A 23,432-nucleotide genomic window follows, 5' to 3' on the forward strand; every position below is an offset into this window, starting at 1 on the left:
CTCAGAAAGAAAAATCCTGGAAGACCGCAGGCATCTCGCCCTGCATCGCCTCGGCCTCCTGGGCCGCGTAGGTCGCCGCGTCCCAGAGCTCGAAGTGGTTGCCCATGCCCAGCAGCATCGCCTCCTTGGTGATGCCGGCGGCGGCGCGCAGCTCGGGGGCGATGAGCACGCGCCCCTGAGCGTCCATCTCCACGTCTTGCGCGTTGCCCAGAAAAATGCGCTTCCACCACTGGGCGGACATGGGCAACTGGGCGATGCGCTGCCGAAACGCCTCCCACTCCGGGCGCGGGAAGATCATCAGGCAGCCGTGCGGGTGTTTGGTGATGGTGAGCTGCCCGCCCGCCGTCGCGCTCAGCACGTCACGATGCCGGGTCGGCACCGAGAGCCGGCCTTTGGCATCGAGACTGAGGGAGGAGGCGCCTTGGAACACGGGTCAGGTCCGGACAGCGAAAACCACTTTTCACCACTTTTTTGCACTAGCTCCCACTTTAGCACCAAAACCGCTCGCCCCACAAGCGGACTGGCCCGTTTTTTCGTGTGAAATCAAAGAGTTAAGGCCGATTTGCAACGCAAATCGGCCTACAAAAATCACGAAAAATCAAGTGCTTGAAAAGCACCGTAAAAGCGGTGCTTGAAGTGTGCGGCGCGCCCCGGCGCCGCCCACCCGGGCGCTTACAGGATGTAGCGCGACAGGTCCTCGTTGTGCGCCAGTTCGCCCAGCCGCGCGTCCACGTAGGCGGCATCGACCGTCACGGTCTGACCGCTGAGCCGCGCCGCGTCGAAGCTGACCTCGTCGAGCAAGCGCTCCATCACCGTGGCCAGGCGGCGCGCGCCGATGTTTTCGGTGCGCTCGTTGACCTCCCAGGCCATGGCGGCGATGCGGCGAATGCCGTCGTCGGTGAACACCAACGTCACCCCCTCGGTGGCCAGCAGCGCCTGGTACTGGCGCACCAGACTGGCGTGGGTCTGGGTCAGGATGGCCTCGAAGTCCTGCACCGACAGCGGCTGCAGCTCCACCCGGATCGGGAAGCGCCCCTGAAGCTCCGGGATCAGGTCGCTGGGTTTGCTTAGGTGAAACGCCCCGCTGGCGATGAAGAGAATGTGGTCGGTCTTGACCGGGCCGTACTTGGTGGAGACGGTGGTGCCCTCCACCAGCGGCAGCAAATCGCGCTGCACCCCCTGGCGCGAGACGTCGGCCCCCACGACCTCGCTGCGCGTGGCCACCTTGTCGATCTCGTCGATGAAGACAATGCCGTTTTGCTCCAGGTTGTGGATCGCCTCGGCGCGGATTTCCTCCTCGTTGACGAGCTTGGCCGCCTCCTCCTCGATCAGCAGGCGGCGCGCCTCGGCAATGCGCAGCTTGCGCAGTTTGCGCCGCCCCAGGTTGAGCTGCCCGAACAGCCCTTTGAGCTGCTCGGCCATCTCCTCCATGCCCGCCGGGGTCATGACCTCCAGCTGCGGCTGCGGCGCGGCCAGTTCGATCTCGATGTCCTTGTCGTCGAGCTGCCCCTCGCGCAGCTTTTTGCGAAACACCTGGCGCGCGTGCCCGTCGCGCTCGACATCGCCGTCGCGTGGCGGCGGCAGCAAGGCGTCGAGGATGCGGTCCTCCGCCACGTCCTCGGCGCGCGTGCGCACGCGCGCCATGGCCGCCTCGCGCGTTTGTTTGACGGCGATGTCGGCCAGGTCGCGGATGATGCTGTCCACGTCTTTGCCGACGTAGCCGACCTCGGTGAACTTGGTCGCCTCGACCTTGATGAAGGGCGCATTGGCCAGCCGGGCCAGCCGGCGCGCGATCTCGGTCTTGCCCACGCCCGTGGGGCCGATCATCAGGATGTTCTTGGGTGTGATCTCGGGGCGCAAGCGGGCATCGACCTGCTGGCGGCGCCAGCGGTTGCGCAACGCAATGGCCACGGCGCGCTTGGCCGCCTGTTGGCCGATGATGTGGGCGTCGAGTTCGGAGACGATCTCCTGCGGGGTCATGGCCGCGCTCATGCGAGCACCTCCACGGTGTGGTGCTGGTTGGTGTAGATGCACAAATCGCCGGCGATGCGCAGCGCCTCGCGCACCACGGCCTCGGCCGGCAGCGCGGTGTGCTCGAGCAAGGCGCGCGCGGCGGCCTGCGCGTAGGCGCCGCCCGAGCCGATCGCCACGATGCCATGCTCGGGCTCCAACACGTCGCCGTTGCCGGTGATGATGAGGCTGGCGCTGCGGTCGGCCACGGCCAGCATGGCCTCGAGCCGGCGCAGCACCCGGTCGGTGCGCCAGTCCTTGGTCAACTCCACCGCGGCGCGCATCAGGTGGCCCTGGTGCTTTTCCAGCTTGGCCTCGAAACGCTCGAACAGCGTGAAGGCATCCGCCGTGGCACCGGCAAAACCGGCCAGCACCTGGTCGCGGTGCAGCTTGCGGATTTTGCGCGCGCTGGCCTTGACCACGATGTGGCCCAGGGTGACCTGGCCGTCACCGCCCATGGCCACCTGCACGCGTGCCGGGTCGGCGGGGTCGGCGCGGCGCACGCAAACGATGGTGGTGCCGTGAAAGACGGCACCGGCAGCAGATTCTCGTTCCATGCTCAGTATTGTCGCAGCCGCAGGGTCGCCGCGTCGTCGATGCCGACGACGTGAAACACGGTCGCCAGCAGCGGCCCCACGCCGTCGAGCTCGACCCGCACGCCGCGCCCGCGCGCACCCAGCAGCCACTGCAGCAGCGCACCGGCGGCGGCAAAGTCCACGCGCTGCAGCCGCCGCACATCGACGACGAGCGGCGCGGCACCCGCCCCCTCCGCGCCGGTGCGGGCGGTGCCACCGTCAGGCGCGGGCCCGGCGGCGGCCAGGGCCGCCTCCAGCGCTTCGAGCGCCTGCGCCGGCTCACCCAGCAGCGCGCCCTCCAGCCGCACGGCTGGCGCCGCCGCCGGCGTGGTCGACGCCGCCCAGTCCGCCAGCAGGGTCGAGACGGCCGGAAAATCCGACTCACCCGCCGCCACGGCGGTGGCGGCCGCAGGCCAGGCCGCAAAGGCATCCACCGCGTCCCCGTCTGCGTCACCGTCTGCGCCCCCCCCGGCGCGCGCTGTATCCTGCGTGGGATGGTCCTCGGGCCCGGGGTCGGGCGCAGCGCCGGGCGCCGGCAGCACCTCGGCGGTTTCGACGCACGCCAGCGGAGCGCGCCAATCAGGAGGCGGATCGCCGTAGGTGACGCAGTAGTCCAGCGCCACCAGGTCGAATTCATCGCGCCGCCCCATCAGGTGCAACACCGCCAGCCGCAGGCGCCACCACACGCGGGGGTTTTCCGCGCGACCCGAGGGCGTGCTGGCCTTGAGGCGCCGCCGCAACACGGCTGCGGCGCGCCAGCGCAGCGTGCGCGGCTGCTGCGCCCAGCCCTCGCACAGGGCGGCCAACCACTCGGCCGCTGCCGCATCGGCCGCTTGCAGGTCCGACCAGTCCAGCCACACCGCCGCCTCGGGCGGCTCGGCCAGCGCCGCCAGCGCCGCCACTGCCGCCGTGTCCAAACGCGCCGGGCAACGCCACACACGCCACGCGGGTGCGGGCTCGAGTGGCGCCGGGGCCGGCGGCGGCAACACCACCGGCCAGCGCGGCACGGGCAGCCGAAACCGATCGGCCCATTCCGCCCCCCAGTCCTCGAACGCCTCCACGTCCCCGGCGGCCCACAACAAGTCCAACAGCACCTGGCCCGCCCAGTGCGCCAGCGGCGTGCGCCCCTCCTGGGCCAGCAGCGCCTCCAACGCCTGGTGCGCTGCCTCCAGCCGGCCATTGGCAAACGACACGGCGGCCTCGGTCAACACGGGGTGGCCCAGCAGCGCCTCGCGCTCGGCCGCCAGCGCACCCGACTCGACGCCGACGACGTCGATGCTCATGCCAAAGCCGGGCGCTGGCGCTTGCAGGTGGCCGCTGACAATGGGGCCGGCACGCTCGGGCACGGGCGCGCCGATGCGCAGCCCTTGCGCCGGTGCCGCGCGCGGCACCCAGTGCTGCGCCATCTGTGCCTCGATGCGCGCGATTTGCTCGATGGTGCGTGCCTGATCCTGGCCGGGGCGCCGCCAACCGCTGCGGCCCGCGGCCCAGCCCCCTGCGCTGATGCGCGAATCGGGTGCGGTGGCCGTGCCCGCCTGTCCCGCGCGCATGAGCGCGCGCAGCTCGTTGAGCTCCTGGTGGCGCACACGGTCGTTGCGGCGCTTGCGCTGGATCGCCGCCTTGAGCGCACGCCGTTCCTCGTCCAGGCCGCTGACCCGATCCTCACCGGGCGCGCGCGCGTGCAGGCGGCGCCAGACGCGCTCCCACCAGCCGCTGGGTGTGGGGGCGTCGGGGCGCGTGTTCATGGTCCGCAGCCGTGCCGGCGCGACAAGGGCGGTCAACCCGCCGGCCGCTTAGTCGCCAAACAATTTTTGCTTGAGCTCGCGGCGCTGCTGCGCCTCGATGGACAGGCTGGCGGTGGGTCGCGCCAGCAGGCGCCCGACGCCGATGGGCTCGCCGGTTTCCTCACAGTAGCCGTACTCGCCGCTGTCGATGCGTGCCAGCGACTGCTCGATCTTCTTGAGCAGCTTGCGCTCGCGGTCGCGCGTGCGCAGCTCCAGCGCGTGCTCCTCCTCGATCGTGGCACGATCGGCCGGATCGGGCACGACCACCGTGTCCTCGCGCAAATGTTCGGTGGTCTCACCCGCGTTGGCCAGGATGTCCTGCTTGAGCGCCAGCAGCTTGCGGCGGAAGTAGGCCAGCTGCACCTCGTTCATGTACTCCTCGTCGGGCATGGCGAGGATGTCGGCGTCGGTGAGCTGCTCCAGCGGCAGCTTTTTCCAGTTGTCGGCGCGGGCCGGGTCTTTGCGCAGCGCAGCGGCAGCGGGCGTGGCGATCGTGGTCATGACGGGTTCGGGTGAATAGCTGGCCTTGGCCGCGCGCGGATCGTGGGTGGGCGCGACGGCCTCGGTGGTCTGCGCGTGCATGGCCGCCTTCTCGGCGCGGCGCGCGGCCGCCACCGAAGGCTTGCGCGGCGCGCGCGCCTTCGCGTCGGCCGTCCCACCGGTGGACGGCGGGGCGGAACCGGCATCGGGGGCAGGGTCCCCACTCGACGTCGGACGGTTCTTCACGGCGCATCTCCTCTGTCGGTTCGGGTGTTGCCGCGCGGTGGCGGCCGCCGGGCGGCCTCCCTGCCGCCGGGCACACACCCGTTCGAATGGGCGCCGATTGTAAGCGCAGTCCGTGGTGCACCTGCGGTGCCGGTGTGGCGATGCGGCCACAGCCGGTCAAACCAGGGATTGCTCGAGCCCCTGCACCAGAATGTCGCGCGGCAAGTCGATGCCGATGAACACCATCTTGCTTTCGCGCTTTTCACCCGGTTTCCACACCGGCCCCAAGTCGCTGCCCATGAGCTGGTGCACCCCCTGAAAGATCACCTTGCGGTCGGTGCCCTGCATGTGCAACACGCCCTTGTAGCGCAGCAGCTTGGGCCCCCAGACCTGCACCACGGCACCCAGGAAGTCCTCCAGCTTGTGCGGATCGAACGGCCGCTCGCTGCGCCAGACGAAGCTCTGCACGTCATCGTCGTGGTGGTGGTGCCGGCCATGGCCGTGCCCGTGCCCGTGCCCATGGTCGTGGTCATGGTCGTGCGCGCAGTGACCGTGGTCGTGGTCGCAGTGGCTGTGGTCGTGGTGATCGTGAGCGTCCGTTTTCAGGAAGTCCGGATCGATGTCGAGCTTGGCGTTGAGGTTGAACCCCCGCAGATCGAGCACCTTGGCCAGGGGGACTTGGCCGAAGTGCACGGTCTCGATCGGTGCGCGCGGGTTCATGTGCTTGAGGCGCTCGATCAACGCGGCGAGCGCGTCGGCGGACACCAAATCGGCCTTGCTGATGAAAATCTGGTCGGCAAAGCCCACTTGGCGCCGTGCCTCCTGCCGCTCATCGAGCTGCTGCTGGGCGTGCTTGGCATCCACCAGCGTGACGATGGCGTCGAGCAAATAGGTCTCGGCCACCTCGTCGTCCATGAAGAAGGTCTGCGCCACCGGCCCCGGGTCGGCCAGTCCGGTGGTTTCGATGATCACGCGGTCGAACGCCAGCAGCCCCTTGCACCGCTTGGCCGCCAGCAGCGACAGCGTGCTGCGCAAATCCTCGCGGATGGTGCAGCACACGCAGCCGTTGCTCATCTGGATGATCTGCTCCTCGGTGTCGGCCACTAGGATGTCGTTGTCGATGTTTTCGGCGCCAAACTCGTTTTCGATGACCGCGATGCGCTGCCCGTGCGCTTCGGTCAGGACGCGCTTGAGCAGCGTGGTCTTGCCAGCGCCCAAAAAGCCGGTGAGGATGGTTGCAGGGATGAGTGCCATGGCACCGAGTGTAGGCGAGCTGTCAAGCCCCTGGCGGGGCGCCTGGGCCGGCGCCCGCGCGGCGGACCGGCTCGTGGGTGCGGCTCGTGGGTGCGGGTCGTAGCCGTGGGCGCCGTCGGGCCATCAAGCACGGCGCCAGAGCACCAAGCCCTTGAGGTATTCGCCCTCCGGAAAGGCCAGCCCCGTCGGGTGGTCGGGCGCGCCGCCGTGGCGCGCCAGGATGACCGCGTCCACGCCGGCCTCGTGCGCGGCGCTGGCGACGATTTTTTGGAACAGCTCCACGCCGACCGCGCCGGAACACGAATAGGTGAACAACACCCCACCGGGCTGCAGCAGCTTGAAGCCCAGGCGATTGACGTCCTTGTAGGCGCGCGCGGCGCGCTCCACGTGCGCGGCCGAGGGCGCGAGCTTCGGTGGATCGAGCACGATGGCGTCGAAGCGCCGCCCCTCGGCCAACAAGGCGCGCAGGCTGGCGTTGACATCCGCATCCCAAAAGGTGCAGCGCGCTGCATCGAAACCGTTGAGCGCGACGTTGCGCTGCGCACGCTGCAGCGCCGGCCCGGAGGAATCGATCGATGTCACATGCCGCGCACCGCCGGCGAGCGCCGCCACCGTGAAGCCGCCGGTGTAGCTGTAACAGTTGAGCACCTCGCCCAAGCCAAAGCGGCGCGTGAGCTCGGCGCAGGCGCGCCGGCTGTCGCGCTGGTCCAGGTAGTAGCCGGTTTTGTGGCCTTCGGCCACGTCCAGACTCAGCCGCCAGCCGTTTTCGTGGATGGTGCATTCGGTGGGGCCGTCGCCGCGCAACCAGCCGGTGGCCGGCGGCAGCCCTTCGAGCGCGCGCACGCTGGCGTCGGAGCGCTCGTACAGCCGCCGCAGCCCCGTGACGCGCAGCAGCGCATCGGCAATCGTGGCCTTGTGGCGTTCGGCGCCGCTGCTGCCAAACTGCGCCACCAGCGTTTGGCCGTAACGGTCCACCACCAGCCCGGGCAGGCCGTCGGATTCGCCGTGCACCAGCCGCACGCCGTCGCTGTCGATGGCCAGCCGCTCGCGCAGCGCCACCGCCGCGCGCAGCCGCCGCTCGAAGAAGGCCGCGTCGATGCGCTCGGCCTCGTCGAAACTCCAGATGCGCACGCGGATGCGCGAGCTGGGCGCATACGCGCCCCAGGCCAAAAAGCGCCCCTCGGCGCTTTCCACGCGCACCGTCTCGCCGGCATCGGCCCGGCCGCGTTCGATGGCGCCGTCAAACACCCAGGGGTGGCGGCGCAGCAGCGAACGCTCCTTGCCCGCCTTGAGTCGTATCGTCTTCATGGGGGTGGATTGTCCCACCCCCCGCGCCCGCAGGGCCGTCGGGACTCAAGGCCGCAGGTACACGTAGCCTTCGCGCGCCTGCAGCTTGGCGACTTCGGCCACCCCCGAGGGCACGATCTTGGCCTCGGGCACCAGCTTGCTGGCGTCGATCTTGCGCGCCACCAGGGTGTTGTTGCAGACACGGAACTCGACCCCTTTGTTGGCCAGGTCCGCCACCGCGCCGGCAAACGGTTGATCCTGCTGGTTGGTGGCGCCTTCGAGCAAAAAGTCGATCCCCAGGCCGTGCGTGACCACCACGATTTTGGCGGTGGGGTCGGCATTGAGGTGGTTGCGGATGTTGCCGATGGCGCGCGAGGCCTGCGGGATGCCTTCGCTGAGGTGGTAGACGACCTTGATCGGCTCGGCCGCCTGCGCCACCGCGGCAAAGGTCAACGCGGCCAACCACAGCATGAGGGAACGCCAAAGGGTTTTCATGGTGCGCAACTCCTGTATCAGACCCGCCGGCGGGAGGTCGAAGCAAACCGGCATCCGGTCCGCCATTGTGGTACCACGCGGGGCCGTCTACACCGGGGGGTTACCCGAATCCCGCACCGGCAACGGGGTTGGTGCCGGCGGCGAGGGGTCGGGTCGGGCATCGGACCGCTCCCCCGCGCGGCGGTGCGCCCGCGGGTGGGCCTGCTCATAGACCCGGCTCAGGTGCTGAAAATCCAGCCGGGTGTAGACCTGGGTGCTGGCGATGCTGGCGTGACCCAGCAACTCCTGCACGCCGCGCAGGTCGCCACTGGACTGCAGCACGTGGCTGGCAAAGCTGTGCCGCAGCATGTGCGGATGCACGTGCACCGGCACCCCGGCAGCCGCGGCCCAGTGCGCCAGCCGCCGCCGCGCCACCTGGGGTGTGAGCCGCTGCCCGCGCGCCCCCACGAACAGCGCGGGCGCCTGCGGCGTGCGCAGCAGCAGCGGGCGCACGCGCAGCCAGTCGGCCAGGGCCGCCAGCGCCGGGGCGCCCACGGGCACCAGCCGCCATTTGCCGCCTTTGCCCAGCACATGGGCCTCGCCGGCGGCCGTATCGATCCAGCCGCGCGCCGTGGGGCTGGGCTGCACGTCCAGGCCCAGCAGCTCGCCGATGCGCAAGCCACCACCATAGAGCAGCTCCACCAGCGCGCGGTCGCGCACCCATTGGGCCTGGGCGTGGGGCGCCTCGCCGTCGGGGCGGGCCGGCCCGTCGGCGAGGCGCAGCGCCTCCTCCACCGGCAGCGCCTTGGGCAGTGGCTTACCGGCCTTGGGCGCACGCACCCCGTGCACGGGGTGCTGGTCGATGCGGCCGCAACGCCCCAGCCAGGCGTAAAAGCCACGCCAGGCCGACAGCGCCAAGGCAATGCCGCGCGGCTGCCGGCCGGCAGCGTGCAGCTGCGCCACCCAGCGGCGCACATCGGCTGGGCGCACGGCGGTCAGGGCCAGGCCCTGCGCCTGCGCACGGCGCCACAAGTCCTGCAGGTGTTCGGCGTAGAGGGCCTGGGTGCGCGCGGCCAGCCGCCGCTCGACCCGGATGTGCGCCAGGTAGCCGGCGATCAGCGCGGCATCGTCGTCGGCCGTCTCGGCCATGGCTTACCCCTGACGCGGCAGCAGGCGGCTCAGCGCTGCGCCGGCCTGCTCGCCGATGCGGGCCAAAAAATCGGTCCCCGCGCTGGCCTGAAACCGCCGCGCATCGGGCGAGGCAAGCACCAGCAGGCCAAACGCGTCCGCCTCGGGCACAGCGCGCAGCGGCAGCAGGGCCAGCGACGCCACGGCCTGCGGCTCGGGCAACCATTGCACCGCCTCCAGCCCGGGGTTGGCGCCGCAGTACGGCTGGCGCAGCGAGGCGGCAAAGGCGCGCGCGTCCTCACTGGCGCCCTGCGCCCAAGGGGCATCGGCCCACGATGGGTCCGCCCCCCAGAGCTTGAGCGCCACCTGTGGCACGTCAAAGCTGCGCGCCAGCCCGTCGGTAACCGCCTCCGGCAAGGCCCCCGGGTCCTCCGTGGCCAGCAGCGCACAGGTCCAGCGCTGCAGCCGCTCCAGCAAGGCCGCGTTGTCCTGGCCGTGGCGAATCATGTCGGCGGTGCGCAACTCGAGCTGGCGCAAGCGCTCGCGCAGCAGCTCGACTTGGCGCTCCAGCAGGCTGACGGCGCGGCCCGCGTGCGGACTGGTCAGCTGCACGGACGCCAGCAACTCCGCATGGCGCTCGAAGAAGTCCGGCGTGTTGACCAGAAATTGGGCAATGTCGTCCTCGGTGATGGGCTGCAGCGGGGTGGTCGGGCTCAAGGGGGGTTCTCCTGCACAGGGCGGCGGGTGGGTTGGGCCGCCGTGCGGCGATTGTCGCGCAGGACGCCGGCGCCGCGCACGGGTTACGGCAGCTCGGGCACGTCCACCACACCGCTGAACACGGGTTCGGCCGGGCCGGTCATGCGCACGGGCGCCGCCAAGCCCTGGTGGCGCGGCCACTCGATGGTCAAGCGTCCACCGGGCAGGTCCACGTCCACGCGTTCGTCGAACCAGCCCAGCCGTATGCCGGCCACGACCGCCGCGCACGCCCCGGTGCCGCAGGCCAGCGTCTCGCCCGCCCCGCGCTCGTACACGCGCAACCGGGCCCGCTCACGCCCCACCACCTGCAAAAAACCGGCGTTGACACGCCGCGGGAAGCGCGGGTGCGATTCGATCAGCGGCCCCCACGCCGCCACCGGCGCGGTCTGAACATCGTCAACCCGCAGCACCGCGTGCGGGTTGCCCATCGAGAGCACGGCCAGCGCCACCACCGGCTCGCCCGGCGCCGGCAGCGCCAGCGGCCAACGCTGCCAGTCGCCTTCGGGCTGCGGCGCAAGCCCCTGCGCGTCGAAGGGCACACGATCGGGTTCGAACACGGGCGCGCCCATGTCCACCGTGACGCGGCCGTCGCCTTGCAGCGCCAGCGTCAGCACGCCGGCGCGGGTCTGCACGCGCACGCAGCGCCGATCGGTCAGCCCGGCATCGTGCACGTAGCGCACGAAGCAGCGCGCACCGTTGCCGCAGTTTTCCACTTCGCCACCGTCGGCGTTGTGGATCACGTATTCGAAATCGACGCCCGGGTGCGGCGCCGGCCGCACCGTCAGGATTTGGTCGGCCCCGACCCCAAAATGGCGGTCGGCCAGCCACCGGTACTGCGCGGGGGTCAGGCCGTGGCGCTGGCGGGTTTCGTCGAGCACCACGAAGTCGTTGCCCGCCCCCTGCATCTTGGTGAAGTGCAGCCGCATCAGCTCGCCTGCTCCGCCACAAAGATCTCGACGCGCCGGTTGCGCGCCCGCCCCTCGGCGGTGTCGTTGCTGGCGATCGGCTCGCGCGAGCCGCGCCCGTCGATCGTCATGCGCGCGGGGGACACGCCCCGTGTGCTCAGGTAGTCGCGCACGGCCGCGGCGCGGTTGACCGACAAGGGGTTGTTGATGGCATCGCTGCCGGTGCTGTCGGTGTGGCCGATGATGGTCACGCGCGCCGCGGGATTGCGCTGCAGACCGGCGGCAAAGGTGTCGAGGACGCTGCGGAACTGCGGCTTGATGTCGGCGCGGTTGACGTCGAAGGAAATGTCGCTGGGAATTTCCAGCTTGAGCCGGTTGTCCGCTGTCTGCGTGACCTGCACCCCGGTGCCGGCCGTGGCCTGCTCCATCTCGCGCTTTTGCTGCTCCATGCGGGACGACCACACATAGCCGCCCAGCGCGCCGGCGCCGGCCCCGATGGCCGCCCCGCGCACCGCGCCTTTGCTGCCATCGGTCACGGCGCCCAGCACGGCCCCGGCGGCGGCCCCGATCATGGCGCCACGCGCGGTCCCGGATTTTTGTTCTTCCGACATGTTGGCGCAGCCCGCCAGCGCGACACCCGCCGCCACCACAGCGGCCAGCGCAAAGCGCGTGGAAGTGCGATGCAAACGTTCCATGACCCATCTCCTGTTCCAACCAAACGCGCTCCGAGGCGCGGGATCGTTACCATTGTGCGCCAGCACGCCGCGCATGACCACCCCCAGCGCCGCCCCTTGACGCGCCGCGTTACGCCTGGAAACAACTGATACGCCCAACCGTATGGTCCGACCCCACCTGCGCCTGCGCCCGCCCCAGCCCCCTGCCCCGACGCGACCGGCCGCCACGCTGCTGCTCGTGCGCGACGGCGCTGCCGGCCTGCAGGTCCTCATGACGCGCCGCTCGGCGCACGCCAGCTTTGCGCCGGGGGCCTATGTCTTTCCCGGTGGGGCCATCGACGCCGCCGACCGTGCCGCCGCCAGCGACGCGACGCTGGCCTGGCGCCCCGATCAGGACGACGCGATCCGGCCGGCGCTGCTGGCGGCGGTGCGCGAAAGTTTTGAAGAGCTGGGGGTGCTGCTGGCGCGCGACGCCCACGGCCGCTGGGTGGCGCCGGAGGTGGCGGCGCGGCTGGACCGCCACGCGCCGCTGCTGCCGCAATGCCGCGCGCACGGTCTGACACTGGCGCTCGATGCCCTGTGGTGGCTCGCGCACTGGATCACGGACCGCGATTTGCCCAAGCGCTTCGATGTGCCGTTTTTCATCGCCCGCATGCCGCCGGGCCAGGAAGCGCAGGCCGACAACCGCGAGCAGTTCGAACCGGTGTGGGTCACCCCGGCCGAGGCCCTGCAGCGGCACGCCGCCGGCGCATTCCCCATGGTCTACCCAACGGTGCGCACGCTGGAGCACCTGCAGCGCTACGCCGACAGCGCTGCGTTGCTCGACGCCTGCGCGGCGCGCCAAGGGCCGCAGTGGATCAGCTGCCCACGCGCCGGTTGGCTGCAGGGGCAGGAGGCGCGCTTCATGGAACACGAGCCCCCCTACGGCGAGCTGGAACTGACCTGCCCCGACGGCCAGCTGGAACACCACCTGGACTGGCAGCACGAGCGGCCGGTGCCCCTGACGCGCCACGTGCAGCGCCTGACCGCCCCCAACCCCGGCGCCATGACGGGGCCGGGCACCAACAGCTACCTGGTCGGCGAGGCGGCCACCGGCTACCTCGCCATCGACCCCGGCCCAGCCGACGTGGGGCACCTGCAACGGCTGCTCGACGCTGCCCGTGGCGACCTGCGCGCCATCGTCTGCACCCACTCGCACCCGGACCACGCGCCCGGCGCGCAGCCGCTGCAGGCCCTGTGCGTGGCGGCGGGGCGCCCCGCCCCGCCCGTGCTGGGCCTGCCCAGCGCCCCCACGGCACGCGCGCACAGCCACTTCCGCCCCGATCGGGCGCTGGCCGACGGCGAGCGGCTGGTGCTGTCCACGGCGGACGGGGCGGCGCACCACACCCTGCGCGTGCTGCACACGCCGGGTCATGCCGCCAACCACCTGTGCCTGGTGCTGGAAGAGGACGGACTGCTCTTCAGCGGCGACCACATCCTCAACGGCAGCACCACCGTCATCGACCCGCCCGATGGCGACATGGACGCCTACCTCGCGTCGCTGCAACGGTTGCGCGCCGCCTGTGACGCCTGGACCATCCGCTACATCCTGCCGGCGCACGGCCATGTGCTGGGCGACGCGCCACGCGCCATCGAGCGCTTGCAGGCGCACCGCCTGCAGCGTGAGGCCAAAATCGCCCGCGTGCTGGCCGCGTACCCCGGTGCCGGGCTCGACACCTGGGTGCGGCACGCCTACGATGACGTACCCGAGCGCCTGTGGCCCGTGGCGCGCCGCTCGCTGCTGGCCCACCTGCAGCGCCTGGACCCCGATCAGTTCGCCCTTTGCATGGAGTCGCAGCGATGAAAGCCCCCCGCCCCGCGCCGCGTGACCGCCTGCACGGCCTGTCCCTGGCCGCCATCGCCCTGCTGACCGCATCCGGCATGGCCCGGGCCGACGCCAACCTTGCGCTGGACAAAGGCTGCATGAATTGCCACGGCAACCCGCCACGCGGCAAGGCCCCCACCCTGGCCACGCTCGCACAACGCTACGCGGCCCTCGACGAACAGGCGCTCGAGCGCAAGGCGCGCGCGCTCATCGAGCACTCCCTCATCGGGGGCATCCCCGCCCACGAAAAGCTCACGCTCGAAGAATCGCAACGCCTGGTGCGCTGGATCGCCGCCGGGGCGCGCTGACGCACTGGCGCGCGCGCCAGCACGGTCCATGCCGCGCGATAAGGGTGAAGTCCGCCGATACGCCGGATTCTGTGCGCCGGGGTCGCCCCCGGCGTGACCGCCATTCCTCTGGGCCGCCGGTCACCCGGACGGCTCGATGCCACCTACCCACCAGCGCGCCCCGCGGGACCACGGGTGGTGCCGGACGCGTGCCCGGCACCGGCTGGCCTACTTGGTGTTGCTGCGCGTAGAGATTGCCCGTTTCACCCGAACTGAATCGGCTCGTCTCTGTTGCTCTGATCCTCACCTCACGGTGGAGAGGCGTTACCTCCTACGCTGCCCTGCGCAGTCCGGACGTTCCTCCAGCGCACCCTTGCGGGCCTTGCGCCAGCGGCGGTCTGGCGGACTTCACACCCCCGATTATCGCGGGTCTGGGCGCAGCGTGCGTATCATCCGCACCCATGCCCGATGACCACGGGCCCCGAGGTACCGCATGATCCGAGTGTCTGAACTGAAACTGCCGCTGCAGGCGTTGCCCGTCGAGACGCGCCGCGCCGCCGACGCCCCGGCCGAGACCGAGGCCGACCGCGCACCCCCGCCCCACCCCACGGCCGCGCTGCGCGCGCTGGCTGCGCAAACGCTGGGCCTGCCGGAGGCGGCGCTGGCCACGCTGCACGTGCACAAGCGCAGCTTCGACGCCCGGGGTGCCACGCTGCGCGCGGTCTACATCGTCGATGTCGCGCTGGCCGACCCCGCGCAGGAGGCTGCGGTGCTGCAACGCCTGTCCGGCCACCCCCACGTGCAGCCCACGCCCGACATGGCCTGGCGGCCGCCCGCGCGCGCCGCCGCCGACTGGGCGCCGGCCGACGGCGAGCGGCCGGTGGTGGTCGGCTTTGGGCCGTGCGGCATCTTCGCCGCCCTGACGTTGGCCGAAATGGGCCTGCGCCCCCTGGTGCTCGAGCGCGGCCGCCCCGTGCGCCGGCGCACCAAGGACACCTGGGGCCTGTGGCGCAAGCAGGTGCTCACCCCCGAGTCCAACGTGCAGTTCGGCGAAGGGGGGGCAGGGCTGTTTTCGGACGGCAAGCTCTACAGCCAGATCAAAGACCCGCGCCACCTGGGCCGCCGCGTCATGCAGGCCTTCGTGGACGCCGGGGCGCCGCCCGAAATCCTGTACGAGGCCCACCCCCACATCGGCACCTTCAAACTGGTCAAGGTGGTGGAGGCGCTGCGCGAGCGCATCACCGCGCTGGGGGGTGAAGTGCGCTTCGAACAGCACGTGACGGACCTGTGCGTCGAGCCCGCTGGCAAAGGACGGCAGGTGCTGCAGGGCCTGCGCGTGCGTGACCTGGCCACCGGGCGGGAAACCACACTGCCCGCGCGGCGCGTCATCCTGGCGCTGGGGCACAGCGCGCGCGACACCTTCGAGCAGCTGCACCGCCACGGTGTTTTTCTCGAGCCCAAGCCGTTTTCCATCGGTGTGCGCATCGAGCACCCGCAAAGCGTGATCGACCACGCGCGCTGGGGCCGCCACGCCGGCCACCCGCTGCTGGGCGCGGCCGCCTACAAGTTGGTGCACCACGCCCGCAACGGGCGCGCGGTCTACAGCTTTTGCATGTGCCCCGGGGGCACGGTGGTGGCCGCCACCAGCGAGCCGCAACGGGTCGTCACCAACGGCATGAGCCAATACTCCCGCGCGGAACGCAACGCCAACGCCGGCCTGGTGGTGGGCATCGGCCCGGCGGACTACCCCCAAACCGACGCAGCCGCCTGGTGCGCCGCGTTCGGCGAGGCGGCCGGTGCCCGCTACTCCGCCGAGGCGGCTGACCTGGCGGCGCGCGGCGCCACGCACCCGCTGGCCGGCGTGGTGTTGCAGCGGCAACTGGAAAGCGCCGCCTACCACGCCGGCGGCGGGGGCTACCTGGCCCCGGGGCAGCGCGTGGACGATTTTCTGGCGGGCCGTCCCTCCACCGCCTTCGGCGACGTGCTGCCCTCTTACAAACCCGGGGTCACGCTGGGCGACCTCTCCCGCGTGCTGCCCGCCTACGCCGTGGCCGCGATGCGCGAAGCGCTGCCGGTCTTTGGCCGGCAGATTCGCGGCTACGACCGCCCCGACGCCCTCATGACCGGGGTGGAGACGCGCACCTCCTCGCCGCTGCGCATCACGCGCGGGACGGACTACCAAAGCCTCAACACCGCCGGGCTGTACCCGGCCGGCGAAGGTGCCGGTTACGCCGGTGGCATCCTGTCGGCGGCGGTGGACGGCATCCGCGTGGCCGAGGCGCTGGGCTGTCACCTGCTGGGCGCGCCCCCACCCGCACCGGATCGGGCAGGGCAGCTGGCCGTCACCTACGGCTGACGCGCGCCGCGGCGGCGCACCGCCTGCCGGGCGCTGGCGTGACACAGCAAGCGTTTGCGTGCAGGCACCTTGCCCGGATGACTGCACACCGATAAACTGATGTCGGTGATGCAAGACGTTAGCGTGCTATCGTGGCTGTTTTGACCGTTCGCAATCTGCCCGACGAGGTGCACCGCGCCTTGCGCATGCGTGCGGCCCAACACGGGCGCAGCACCGAGGCCGAAGTGCGCGCCCTGTTGGAGGAGGCTGTCAAGCCGCAAGGGCGGTTGAAACTGGGCTCGCTATTGGCCGACATCGGCCGCAAGGTGAAGCTCACCGACGAGGAGGTGGCGCTGATCCGTCAGCGGGATCCATCGCTTCCGCGCGCGGTGGACTTCGAATGATCCTGCTCGACACCAACGTGATTTCCGAGCCACTGCGTGCGGCGCCAGAGCCTCGTGTGGTCGCTTGGCTCGATGCCCAGCCCGTCGAAACGCTGTTCCTATCCGTGGTGACGGTCGCCGAGCTGCGCCTGGGCGTGGCAAGGCTACCCCACGGCCGTCGCCGCAACCGCTTGATCGAGCACTAGGAACGACAGGTGCTGCCCGTTTTTGCCGGGCGCGTCCTGAATTTCGATCTGCCGGCCACCCAACGCTACGCCGAGGCGATGGCCAAGGCACAAGCGGCCGTTCTGGGCGTAGGCGTGGCCGACGGTTTCATCGCAGCCATCGCGCTTGCCACCGCATGACCGTGGCAAGCCGGGACACCGCCCCGTTCCAAGCCATGGGCGTCGCGGTCATCGACCCCTGGACGCCGACATAAGGCGTGCCCCGGAGCGCCACAGCGGTCGCTGACGCGCGTCACCATGAGCGGCCGATCGCCGCGGGCAAGCCACCCAAGGTTTGCGCTGGTGGCCTGCAAGCGCAAGCTGCCGACCACGCGCAGCGCCATGGGCGAAACCCACGCACCTTGGACACCGCCGCTGTGTGGGGCTTGGCTGTGAAGACCGCTGCTCACAGCGCCTGCAGCGCGGCGATGCGCTCCTCGATCGGCGGGTGGGTGCTGAAGAGCTTGCCCAAGCTGCCGGTGATGCCCAGCGCCTGCATGCCCTGCGGCAGCGCGCCCGGCTCCAGGCCACCCAGGCGGGCCAGTGCGTTGATCATGGGCTGCTTGCGGCCCATCAGCATGGCCGCCCCTGCATCGGCGCGAAACTCGCGCTGGCGGCTGAACCACGCCACGATGATGGCGGCCAGGAAGCCCAGCACCACCTCCATCACGATGCTGGTGATCAGGTACCCGATCCCAGGGCCCGATTGCTCGCTGTCGCCACGGCGCAGGAAGCTGTCCACCACAAAACCGATCACGCGGCTGAGGAACACGACGAAGGTGTTCATCACACCCTGGATCAGCGTCATGGTCACCATGTCGCCGTTGGCGATGTGCGCCACCTCGTGGCCGATGACGGCCTCGACCTCCTCGCGCGTCATGTTTTGCAGCAGCCCGGTGGAGACCGCCACCAGCGCCGAGTCACGAAACGCCCCCGTGGCAAAGGCGTTGGGCGCGCCCTCGTAAATGCCGACTTCCGGCATGCCGATGCCGGCTTTTTCGGCAAAGCGGCGCACGGTGTTGACGATCCAGGCCTCGTCGGCGGTGCGCGGCTCGTTGATGATGACCAGCCCCGTGCTCCATTTGGCCATCGGCTTGCTCAGCAGCAGCGAGATGAAGGCGCCACCAAAACCGATGACGAGGGAGAAGACCGCCAGCGCCGTCATGTTCAGCCCATTGGCGGTCAGGAAGCGGTCCACGCCCAGGATGCGGGTGGTGATCAACAACACCGCCATCACGGCGAGGTTGGTCAGAACCAGCAGCAGTATGCGTTTCATGAGGACTCCGCGTCGTTTGGTTGTTCAGAACTGGGGTTGAAGATAGGGGCGACGGGCCGCCAGGTCAAGCGGTACCACAGCGCCCATCGCAGTCGAGGGCGCTCGCCGCTCAGACCGCGTCGGCGTCATCGAGTTCCATCAGCAATGGTTGATGATCGGACCATGGCGTCGCACTGTCCAGCCGCACCTGCCGCAGCCGCGGCCGCAGCCCGGATGTGACCAGCATGTAGTCGCACGTCACCGGCGTCGCGCCTGCCTCGTGCACGCGAAAGGTCGGCGGCTGCGTCCCCGCGCCGTGCAGCAGCGCCCAGCCATCCCAAAAGGCCGGCGCCTCGCCACCGCACGCGCCCACCAGCGCGCCATAGGCAGCATCGTCCGGCGTGGCGTTGAAGTCGCCCATCAACACCGCCTCGGCCGCGTGCGGCCGCAGCTGAAACGGCGTATCCGGCGGCTCGTCGCCAGCCACGGGCGGCGCGGCCGCCACGGCCGCGGCCTCGCGCTGCCACGCCACCAGCGCCTGCGCTTGCGCCAGGCGCTGGTGCGCGCTGTAGTAGGCCAGGTGCGTCGTGCCCACGCGCAGCGGCCCCCACGGCGCCTGCACGGTGACGCCGGCCAGCACGCGGGGCATCGACGGCACCGCGGGATCGGGCGGGTACGGCAGCGCCCGGTGCTGCACCTGCAGCAGCGGCAGCCGGGTGGCGATCAGGTTGCCAAAGCGTTGGCGCATGGGGCGGCCAGGGCGCCACTCGTCCAGGGCGGGGGCATAGACCACCTCGTAACCCGGCAGCAGCGCGCGCACCTGGGCCACCTGGTCGGCCTCGCCCGCCCCGTCCAGACCGGGGTAGTGCTGCGCCACCTCTTGCAGCCCGATGACGTGCGGCGCCTTGCCCCACTGCAGCGCGTGGCGCAGCACGCGCGCCACGTCCACACGCCCATCCATGCCGCGAAACCACTGCACGTTCCAGGTCAGGATGCGCAGCGTCATCGGTACGCCCCCGGCATGCAGCCGCTCAAACGGACGCGCCCGTTGGCGGCTGCACGCGCCAGCGCAGCGTCTCGCCCCCGCGCAGCGGCTTGAGCTGCGCGTCGCCATACGCATACGCCTGCGGCACCTCCCACGCCTCGCGCCGCAGGGTGATGCGCGCTTGGTTGCGCGGCAAGCCATAAAAGTCCGGGCCGTGCAGGCTGGCAAACGCTTCCAGCCGCTCCAGCGCACCCGCGGCTTCGAACGCCTCGGCGTAGAGCTCCAGCGCCGCCGGCGCCGTGTAGCAACCGGCACAGCCCACCGCGTGCTCCTTGAGCGAGGCCGGGTGCGGCGCGCTGTCGGTGCCCAGGAAAAAACGCGGATCGCCGCTGGTGGCCGCGGCCAACAACGCGCGCCGGTGCACCTCGCGCTTGAGCACGGGCAAACAGTAGTGGTGCGGGCGCAAGCCGCCGGTGAACAACGCGTTGCGGTTGTAGAGCAGGTGGTGCGCGGTGATGGTGGCGGCCAGGTGGTGCGCGGACGACGCGACGTACTGCGCCGCCTCCTGCGTGGTGATGTGTTCCATCACGATGCGCAAGGCCGGGAAGTCGCGCCGCAGCGGCTCGAGCACCCGCTCGATGAACACCGCCTCGCGGTCGAAGATGTCGATCTCCGCGTCCGTCACCTCGCCGTGCACCAGCAGCAGCAGGCCCTCGCGCTGCATGGCCTCCAGCGTACGGTAGGTTTTGCGGATGTCGGTCACGCCTGCGGCGCTGTTGGTGGTGGCACCCGCCGGGTAGAGCTTGACCGCCACCACCCCCGCGGCCCGCGCGCGGGCGATCTCCTCGGGCGGCAAATCGTCGGTCAGGTACAGCGTCATCAGCGGCTCGAACGCCACCCCCGGCGGGATGGCAGCCCGGATGCGCTCGCGGTAGGCGGCGGCCTGCGCCGCCGTGGTCACCGGCGGCTTGAGGTTGGGCATGACGATGGCGCGCGCGAACTGCGCCGCCGTGTGCGGCACCGTGGTGGCCAACGCCACGCCGTCGCGCAGGTGCACGTGCCAGTCGTCGGGGCGGATCAAGGTCAGGGTATCGGGGGCGCTCATCGCCATCGATTGTCGCAGACCGTGGGGCACATGACATCCGGCATAGCGGGCTGCACCTGCTTGCGCGCAGCGGGCGCCTTCCCTATACTGTGCCGGGTACCGTTGACGTTTTCGTATCCCTTGATGCACCGATGAACACGACCCCGAAACCGTTTTGGAATCCCTGGCTGGCCGGGGTTGCGCTGGGCGTGACCCTGCTGCTGACGTTTGTGCTCACCGGCCACGGGCTGGGCGCCACGGGTTTTACCACGCGCTTGAGCGCGTGGCTGGGCCTGCAGGCCGCGCCCGATGCCATCACGGCCAACGCTTACCTGGGCGCCATGGCACGGCCGGACATCCTCGACGGCTGGATCACGTGGCAGGTGATCGGCGTCTTCGCGGGTGCGCTGCTGGCGGCTTTTCTGGCCGGCCGGCTGCGTGTGCAGCTCGACGGCGCCGCGCGCGTGGGCGCGGGCAAACGCATCGCCACGGCGCTGGTGGGCGGCATGCTGGCCGGGTTTGGCGCGCGCGTGGCGGCCGGCTGCACCAGCGGGCTGGGCCTGTCGGGGGCGGCCACGCTGTCGATCGCGGCGTTCGTCTTCCTCGGCGCATTCTTCGTCACCGGGCTGATCGTCAGCCGGCTCGTCAAGGGGGTGTGACACCATGTTCCCGATGCAAGAAACCGTTTGGTCCGCGCTGCTGGTGGGCGTGGCGTTTGGCTTCATCCTCGAAAACGCCGGCTTTGGCAGCCCGTGCAAACTGACCGGCCAGTTCACGCTGCGCGACTGGTCGGTGCTCAAAGTGATGTTCACCGCCATCGTCGTGGCCGCCGCCGGGCTGCAACTGCTGGGCATGGCGGGCGTGCTCGACGTCGATGCGGTGTTCGTGCCCACCTCGCTGGTGGTGGCGTCGGCCGTGGGTGGCGTGCTGGTGGGCGCGGGCTTTGCCGTCGGGGGCTACTGCCCCGGCACCTCGGTGGTCGGCGTGGCCTCGGGCCGGCTCGACGCGCTGGTGTTCCTCGTCGGCCTCATCGTCGGCACCTTTGCCTTTGCGGGCCTGTATGGGCCGGCCATCGAGGCCCTCATGGCCATGGCCGAGGTCGAATCCGGCGACACGCTGCACGACGCCTGGGGCATCTCGCCCTGGTGGATCATCGCCGCCATGGGCGCAGCGCTGGTGGGCGTGTACCACCTGGGCCGCTGGTTCGAACAACGGCACGGCGGCCCCGTCGATGCCTGCGAAGCGGTGCTGGGCACGCCGACGTGCGACGGCTCGGCGGCCACCCGCCCCGGCGCGATGGCCCACCCCACCGGCAACGCCCAATGACCACGGCGCTCGGTGTTTGCCATACCCAGCGTTCGCGATTTCTGCGTTAGCCTCTTACCCCTTCACCTCACACTCACACCATGAAACGTACCCGTACCCCCCTGTCCCAAACCCTGACCGCCCTGCTGGTGGCCAGCAGCCTGGTGGCGCCAGCCGCCATGGCGCAGCAAGCGCCCAAGGCGGACGGCAAACCCGCCGCCAGCAGCGCCGGCAACCCCTGCGCGCCCGGTAACCCGTGCGCGCCAGGCCCCAACCAAAAGAAAAAGAAAAAGCGCGCGGAGGGCGACAACCCCTGCGCTCCGGCCAACCCTGGCGCGCCCAAGCGCTGATCGAGCGTCCCGCTGCGATCACGGTCGCCACGTCCGAGCGCTCAGCACCCCGCGCAACGCCCGATGCGCCTCGCCGCCACCCCCGCGAACGAACCGGCCCACCCCGGCGATCCGGCTGCCTGGGCCGAGGTGGCGCTGCGCGTGCCGTTGACTTACGCCCAGCGTGGCGTGTCGCTGGCGCAGGCGGCCCTGGCCGGGGCGCGCGACTTTCAGGCATTGCGCCACTACCCGGCGCGTGACGTGGTGGATGCCGCACACGGCACACGCTTTTACTACCACGCGCACGGCGGCACGCAGCGCTGGGGGGCGGAGGCCCCGCCTGAGCACGGCCACTTCCATCTGTTTTGGGATGGCAGCGCGCCGGGCACGCATGTGCACCTGGCCGCGCTGGCGCTCGACGCACGCGGCCAACCGTTGCGTTGGTTCACCACCAACCGCTGGGTCACGGCCGGGCGCTGGGCAGCGGCCGACGAGCTTATCGCCCGCCTGCCCCGCTTTCGCATCGCGGCCCGCGGTGGGCGGCTGGCCCCGCTGGCGCGCTGGCTGACCGCGATGGTGCAACTCTTCGCCGACGAGATCGCCGCGCTGCTGCGCGCCCGCGATGCGGCGCTTGCGCCCCACCTGCGCCACCGGCCCGCCGAAGACGTGCTGGAAGACCGCTCACTGGAGGTGCTCAGCGCCGCCGACGCGGCGCTGGCCCCACACCTGCAACGGCTGGGCTTGGCTTGACGGATTTTTTGCCCCAAGGAGAGACAACCATGAAAACCTTCAAACGCATCGCCGTAGCGCTGGGCGCGGCCGCGCTGGCCGCCAGCGCCTGGGCCCAGAGCGTGCTGCCCGGTCCGGTGGTCAGCACGCAGTGGCTGGCCGACAACCTGGATAAGGTCCAGGTCATCGAGGTCCGCAACGACGCCAAGAGCTTCACGCGCGAGCCGGAGTTCGAGACCACCAAGGATGGCAAGAAGGTGCTGGACGAGTTTGGCGGCCACATCCCCGGCTCGCGCCTGTTCCTGGCCAAAGACTTGCGCACCCAGCGCGAGATCGCTGGCAACAAGGTCAGCTACATGCTGCCCGACCGCGCCACCTTCGAGAAGGTCATGCAAACGGTGGGGGTGCTGGCCGACAAGCCGATCGTGCTCGTGCCGGAGGGGCAAAAAATCTCCGACTTCAACGACGCGGCACGGCTGCACATCCTGCTCAAGTCCTACGCCGACACGCCGGTGGCGATGCTGGACGGCGGTATGGTGGCGTGGTTGCTGGAAGGTCGCCCGTGGAGCAAGGATGCCCCGGCGCCGCTGACCACCACCTGGAAGGCCACTGCCGACCGCTTCGCCAACCTGGTGGCCGACTCCCCGGACGTGGCCGCGGCGATGGAGAAAAAGGACGTGCAGCTGGTCGATACCCGCGCCACGGCGATGTACCTGGGCGTCTTCAAGCGCGACTACGTCTACGCCTACGGCCACATCCCCGGCGCGCGCAACGTACCGCTGGAGACGCTGTTCGTCACCCGCGGCGGCGCGATCCGGCTGCTCAAGCCCGAGACCTACCGCGCTGTGTTCCAGTCGCTTGGCGTCGATCCATCCAAGCCGCTCATCACCTATTGCAACAGCGGCAACGACTCCTCGCTGCCGTGGTTCATCGCCGCGGAGCTGTTGGGCAACGCCCAGGCGCGCAACTTCGACGGCTCGCTGCACCAGTGGACGCTGGAGAAGCGGGCGATGAACGCGCCGGTGCCGCCGGCGATGTGAGGAGCCTTCGGGCGGTGCCACACGCTGCCTGAGCGCCGACGTGAAAAGGGCTCCCCGCGC

Annotated in this window: 24 protein-coding genes, 1 other RNA gene and 1 pseudogene; 10 read left to right on the forward strand and 16 right to left on the reverse strand. The window is 70.6% G+C overall.

The genetic code is table 11. The features are described 5' to 3' along the window. Position 1: 1 nt before the first annotated feature. The 12 genes from mraZ to Tther_RS01240 form a co-directional block, all read right to left on the reverse strand. Positions 2–430, reverse strand: a complete 429-nt coding sequence (gene mraZ, locus Tther_RS01185) for a division/cell wall cluster transcriptional repressor MraZ (RefSeq protein ID WP_143900038.1) — start codon at positions 428–430, stop codon at positions 2–4. Positions 431–672: 242 nt separating this feature from the next. Further along, positions 673–1,992 (reverse strand): ATP-dependent protease ATPase subunit HslU, encoded by a 1,320-nt coding sequence (gene hslU / locus Tther_RS01190; protein WP_185974964.1) that lies wholly within the window; start codon positions 1,990–1,992, stop codon positions 673–675. Continuing rightward, the gene (hslV, locus tag Tther_RS01195) at positions 1,989–2,567 is read right to left on the reverse strand and encodes an ATP-dependent protease subunit HslV (RefSeq protein ID WP_143900040.1); all 579 of its coding nucleotides are present in this window, start codon (positions 2,565–2,567) and stop codon (positions 1,989–1,991) included. Before hslV ends, hslU begins: the two co-directional genes overlap by 4 nt. A gap of 2 nt (positions 2,568–2,569) precedes the next feature. Then, positions 2,570–4,330, reverse strand: a complete 1,761-nt coding sequence (locus tag Tther_RS13610) for an STAS domain-containing protein (protein WP_143900042.1) — start codon at positions 4,328–4,330, stop codon at positions 2,570–2,572. 48 nt (positions 4,331–4,378) lie between these two features. After that, positions 4,379–5,173 (reverse strand): RNA polymerase-binding protein DksA, encoded by a 795-nt coding sequence (gene dksA, locus Tther_RS01205; RefSeq protein ID WP_425472787.1) that lies wholly within the window; start codon positions 5,171–5,173, stop codon positions 4,379–4,381. Between the two features lie 78 nt (positions 5,174–5,251). Further along, on the reverse strand, positions 5,252–6,328 hold the full coding sequence (locus Tther_RS01210; protein ID WP_143900047.1) for a CobW family GTP-binding protein: 1,077 nt from the start codon (positions 6,326–6,328) through the stop codon (positions 5,252–5,254). A gap of 123 nt (positions 6,329–6,451) precedes the next feature. Next, a complete protein-coding gene (locus tag Tther_RS01215) occupies positions 6,452–7,636 on the reverse strand; it encodes a class I SAM-dependent rRNA methyltransferase (protein ID WP_143900049.1) in 1,185 nt (394 codons plus the stop codon). A gap of 45 nt (positions 7,637–7,681) precedes the next feature. Further along, the gene (locus tag Tther_RS01220) at positions 7,682–8,110 is read right to left on the reverse strand and encodes a DsrE family protein (RefSeq protein ID WP_185974965.1); all 429 of its coding nucleotides are present in this window, start codon (positions 8,108–8,110) and stop codon (positions 7,682–7,684) included. Positions 8,111–8,197: 87 nt separating this feature from the next. Next, the gene (locus tag Tther_RS01225) at positions 8,198–9,238 is read right to left on the reverse strand and encodes a tyrosine recombinase XerC (RefSeq protein WP_143900051.1); all 1,041 of its coding nucleotides are present in this window, start codon (positions 9,236–9,238) and stop codon (positions 8,198–8,200) included. Positions 9,239–9,241: 3 nt separating this feature from the next. After that, a complete protein-coding gene (locus Tther_RS01230) occupies positions 9,242–9,934 on the reverse strand; it encodes a DUF484 family protein (protein WP_143900053.1) in 693 nt (230 codons plus the stop codon). Positions 9,935–10,017: 83 nt separating this feature from the next. Continuing rightward, complete coding sequence (gene dapF / locus Tther_RS01235; protein ID WP_143900055.1) at positions 10,018–10,899, reverse strand: diaminopimelate epimerase; 882 nt, start codon at positions 10,897–10,899, stop codon at positions 10,018–10,020. Then, positions 10,899–11,573 carry a YiaD family glycine zipper/OmpA-like lipoprotein gene (locus Tther_RS01240; RefSeq protein WP_143900058.1) on the reverse strand — a complete coding sequence of 225 codons (675 nt, stop codon included), beginning with the start codon at positions 11,571–11,573 and terminating at the stop codon, positions 10,899–10,901. Before Tther_RS01240 ends, dapF begins: the two co-directional genes overlap by 1 nt. Before the next feature lie 142 nt (positions 11,574–11,715). On the opposite strand from Tther_RS01240, the gene Tther_RS01245 reads away from it, so the two are divergent. Beyond that, entirely contained in the window at positions 11,716–13,395 is a 1,680-nt protein-coding gene (locus Tther_RS01245) for an MBL fold metallo-hydrolase (RefSeq protein WP_143900060.1), read from the forward strand. Continuing rightward, positions 13,392–13,724, forward strand: coding sequence for a c-type cytochrome (locus Tther_RS01250; protein WP_143900062.1), 333 nt, complete (start codon positions 13,392–13,394; stop codon positions 13,722–13,724). The genes Tther_RS01245 and Tther_RS01250 overlap by 4 nt, the downstream gene beginning before the upstream one ends. A 42-nt stretch (positions 13,725–13,766) precedes the next feature. On the opposite strand, the gene rnpB is transcribed toward Tther_RS01250, so the two are convergent. Further along, positions 13,767–14,113, reverse strand: an RNA gene (rnpB, locus tag Tther_RS01255) — RNase P RNA component class A. Positions 14,114–14,196: 83 nt separating this feature from the next. On the opposite strand from rnpB, the gene Tther_RS01260 reads away from it, so the two are divergent. From Tther_RS01260 to Tther_RS01270, 3 genes and pseudogenes are all read left to right on the forward strand, one after another. Beyond that, a complete protein-coding gene (locus Tther_RS01260; RefSeq protein ID WP_143900064.1) occupies positions 14,197–16,059 on the forward strand; it encodes an NAD(P)/FAD-dependent oxidoreductase in 1,863 nt (620 codons plus the stop codon). A gap of 131 nt (positions 16,060–16,190) precedes the next feature. Beyond that, positions 16,191–16,442: a FitA-like ribbon-helix-helix domain-containing protein gene (locus Tther_RS01265; RefSeq protein ID WP_143900066.1), complete on the forward strand. Its 252-nt coding sequence runs from the start codon at positions 16,191–16,193 to the stop codon at positions 16,440–16,442. Further along, positions 16,439–16,860 (forward strand): annotated as a pseudogene (locus tag Tther_RS01270) (PIN domain-containing protein). The gene Tther_RS01265 and the pseudogene Tther_RS01270 overlap by 4 nt, the downstream one beginning before the upstream one ends. A 191-nt stretch (positions 16,861–17,051) precedes the next feature. On the opposite strand, the gene htpX reads toward Tther_RS01270, so the two are convergent. The 3 genes from htpX to pyrC form a co-directional block, all read right to left on the reverse strand. After that, positions 17,052–17,921 (reverse strand): protease HtpX, encoded by an 870-nt coding sequence (gene htpX, locus Tther_RS01275; RefSeq protein WP_143900068.1) that lies wholly within the window; start codon positions 17,919–17,921, stop codon positions 17,052–17,054. 109 nt (positions 17,922–18,030) lie between these two features. Then, the gene (locus tag Tther_RS01280) at positions 18,031–18,906 is read right to left on the reverse strand and encodes an endonuclease/exonuclease/phosphatase family protein (protein WP_246098851.1); all 876 of its coding nucleotides are present in this window, start codon (positions 18,904–18,906) and stop codon (positions 18,031–18,033) included. 25 nt (positions 18,907–18,931) lie between these two features. Then, a complete protein-coding gene (gene pyrC / locus Tther_RS01285; RefSeq protein ID WP_143900070.1) occupies positions 18,932–19,996 on the reverse strand; it encodes a dihydroorotase in 1,065 nt (354 codons plus the stop codon). 125 nt (positions 19,997–20,121) lie between these two features. On the opposite strand from pyrC, the gene Tther_RS01290 reads away from it, so the two are divergent. The 5 genes from Tther_RS01290 to Tther_RS01310 all read left to right on the forward strand — a co-directional run bounded on the left by Tther_RS01290 (position 20,122) and on the right by Tther_RS01310 (position 23,372). Beyond that, positions 20,122–20,628 (forward strand): YeeE/YedE thiosulfate transporter family protein, encoded by a 507-nt coding sequence (locus tag Tther_RS01290; protein ID WP_143900073.1) that lies wholly within the window; start codon positions 20,122–20,124, stop codon positions 20,626–20,628. A 4-nt stretch (positions 20,629–20,632) separates the two neighbouring features. Beyond that, positions 20,633–21,295, forward strand: coding sequence for a DUF6691 family protein (locus tag Tther_RS01295; RefSeq protein ID WP_143900075.1), 663 nt, complete (start codon positions 20,633–20,635; stop codon positions 21,293–21,295). A gap of 80 nt (positions 21,296–21,375) precedes the next feature. Then, on the forward strand, positions 21,376–21,624 hold the full coding sequence (locus tag Tther_RS01300) for a hypothetical protein (protein ID WP_143900077.1): 249 nt from the start codon (positions 21,376–21,378) through the stop codon (positions 21,622–21,624). A 63-nt stretch (positions 21,625–21,687) separates the two neighbouring features. Next, a complete protein-coding gene (locus tag Tther_RS01305) occupies positions 21,688–22,353 on the forward strand; it encodes a DUF6969 family protein (protein WP_143900079.1) in 666 nt (221 codons plus the stop codon). A 29-nt stretch (positions 22,354–22,382) separates the two neighbouring features. Then, the gene (locus Tther_RS01310) at positions 22,383–23,372 is read left to right on the forward strand and encodes a sulfurtransferase (protein WP_143900081.1); all 990 of its coding nucleotides are present in this window, start codon (positions 22,383–22,385) and stop codon (positions 23,370–23,372) included. Positions 23,373–23,432: the final 60 nt, after the last annotated feature.

The sequence above is a fragment of the Tepidimonas thermarum genome (genome assembly GCF_007556705.1).
GTDB lineage: Bacteria > Pseudomonadota > Gammaproteobacteria > Burkholderiales > Burkholderiaceae_C > Tepidimonas > Tepidimonas thermarum.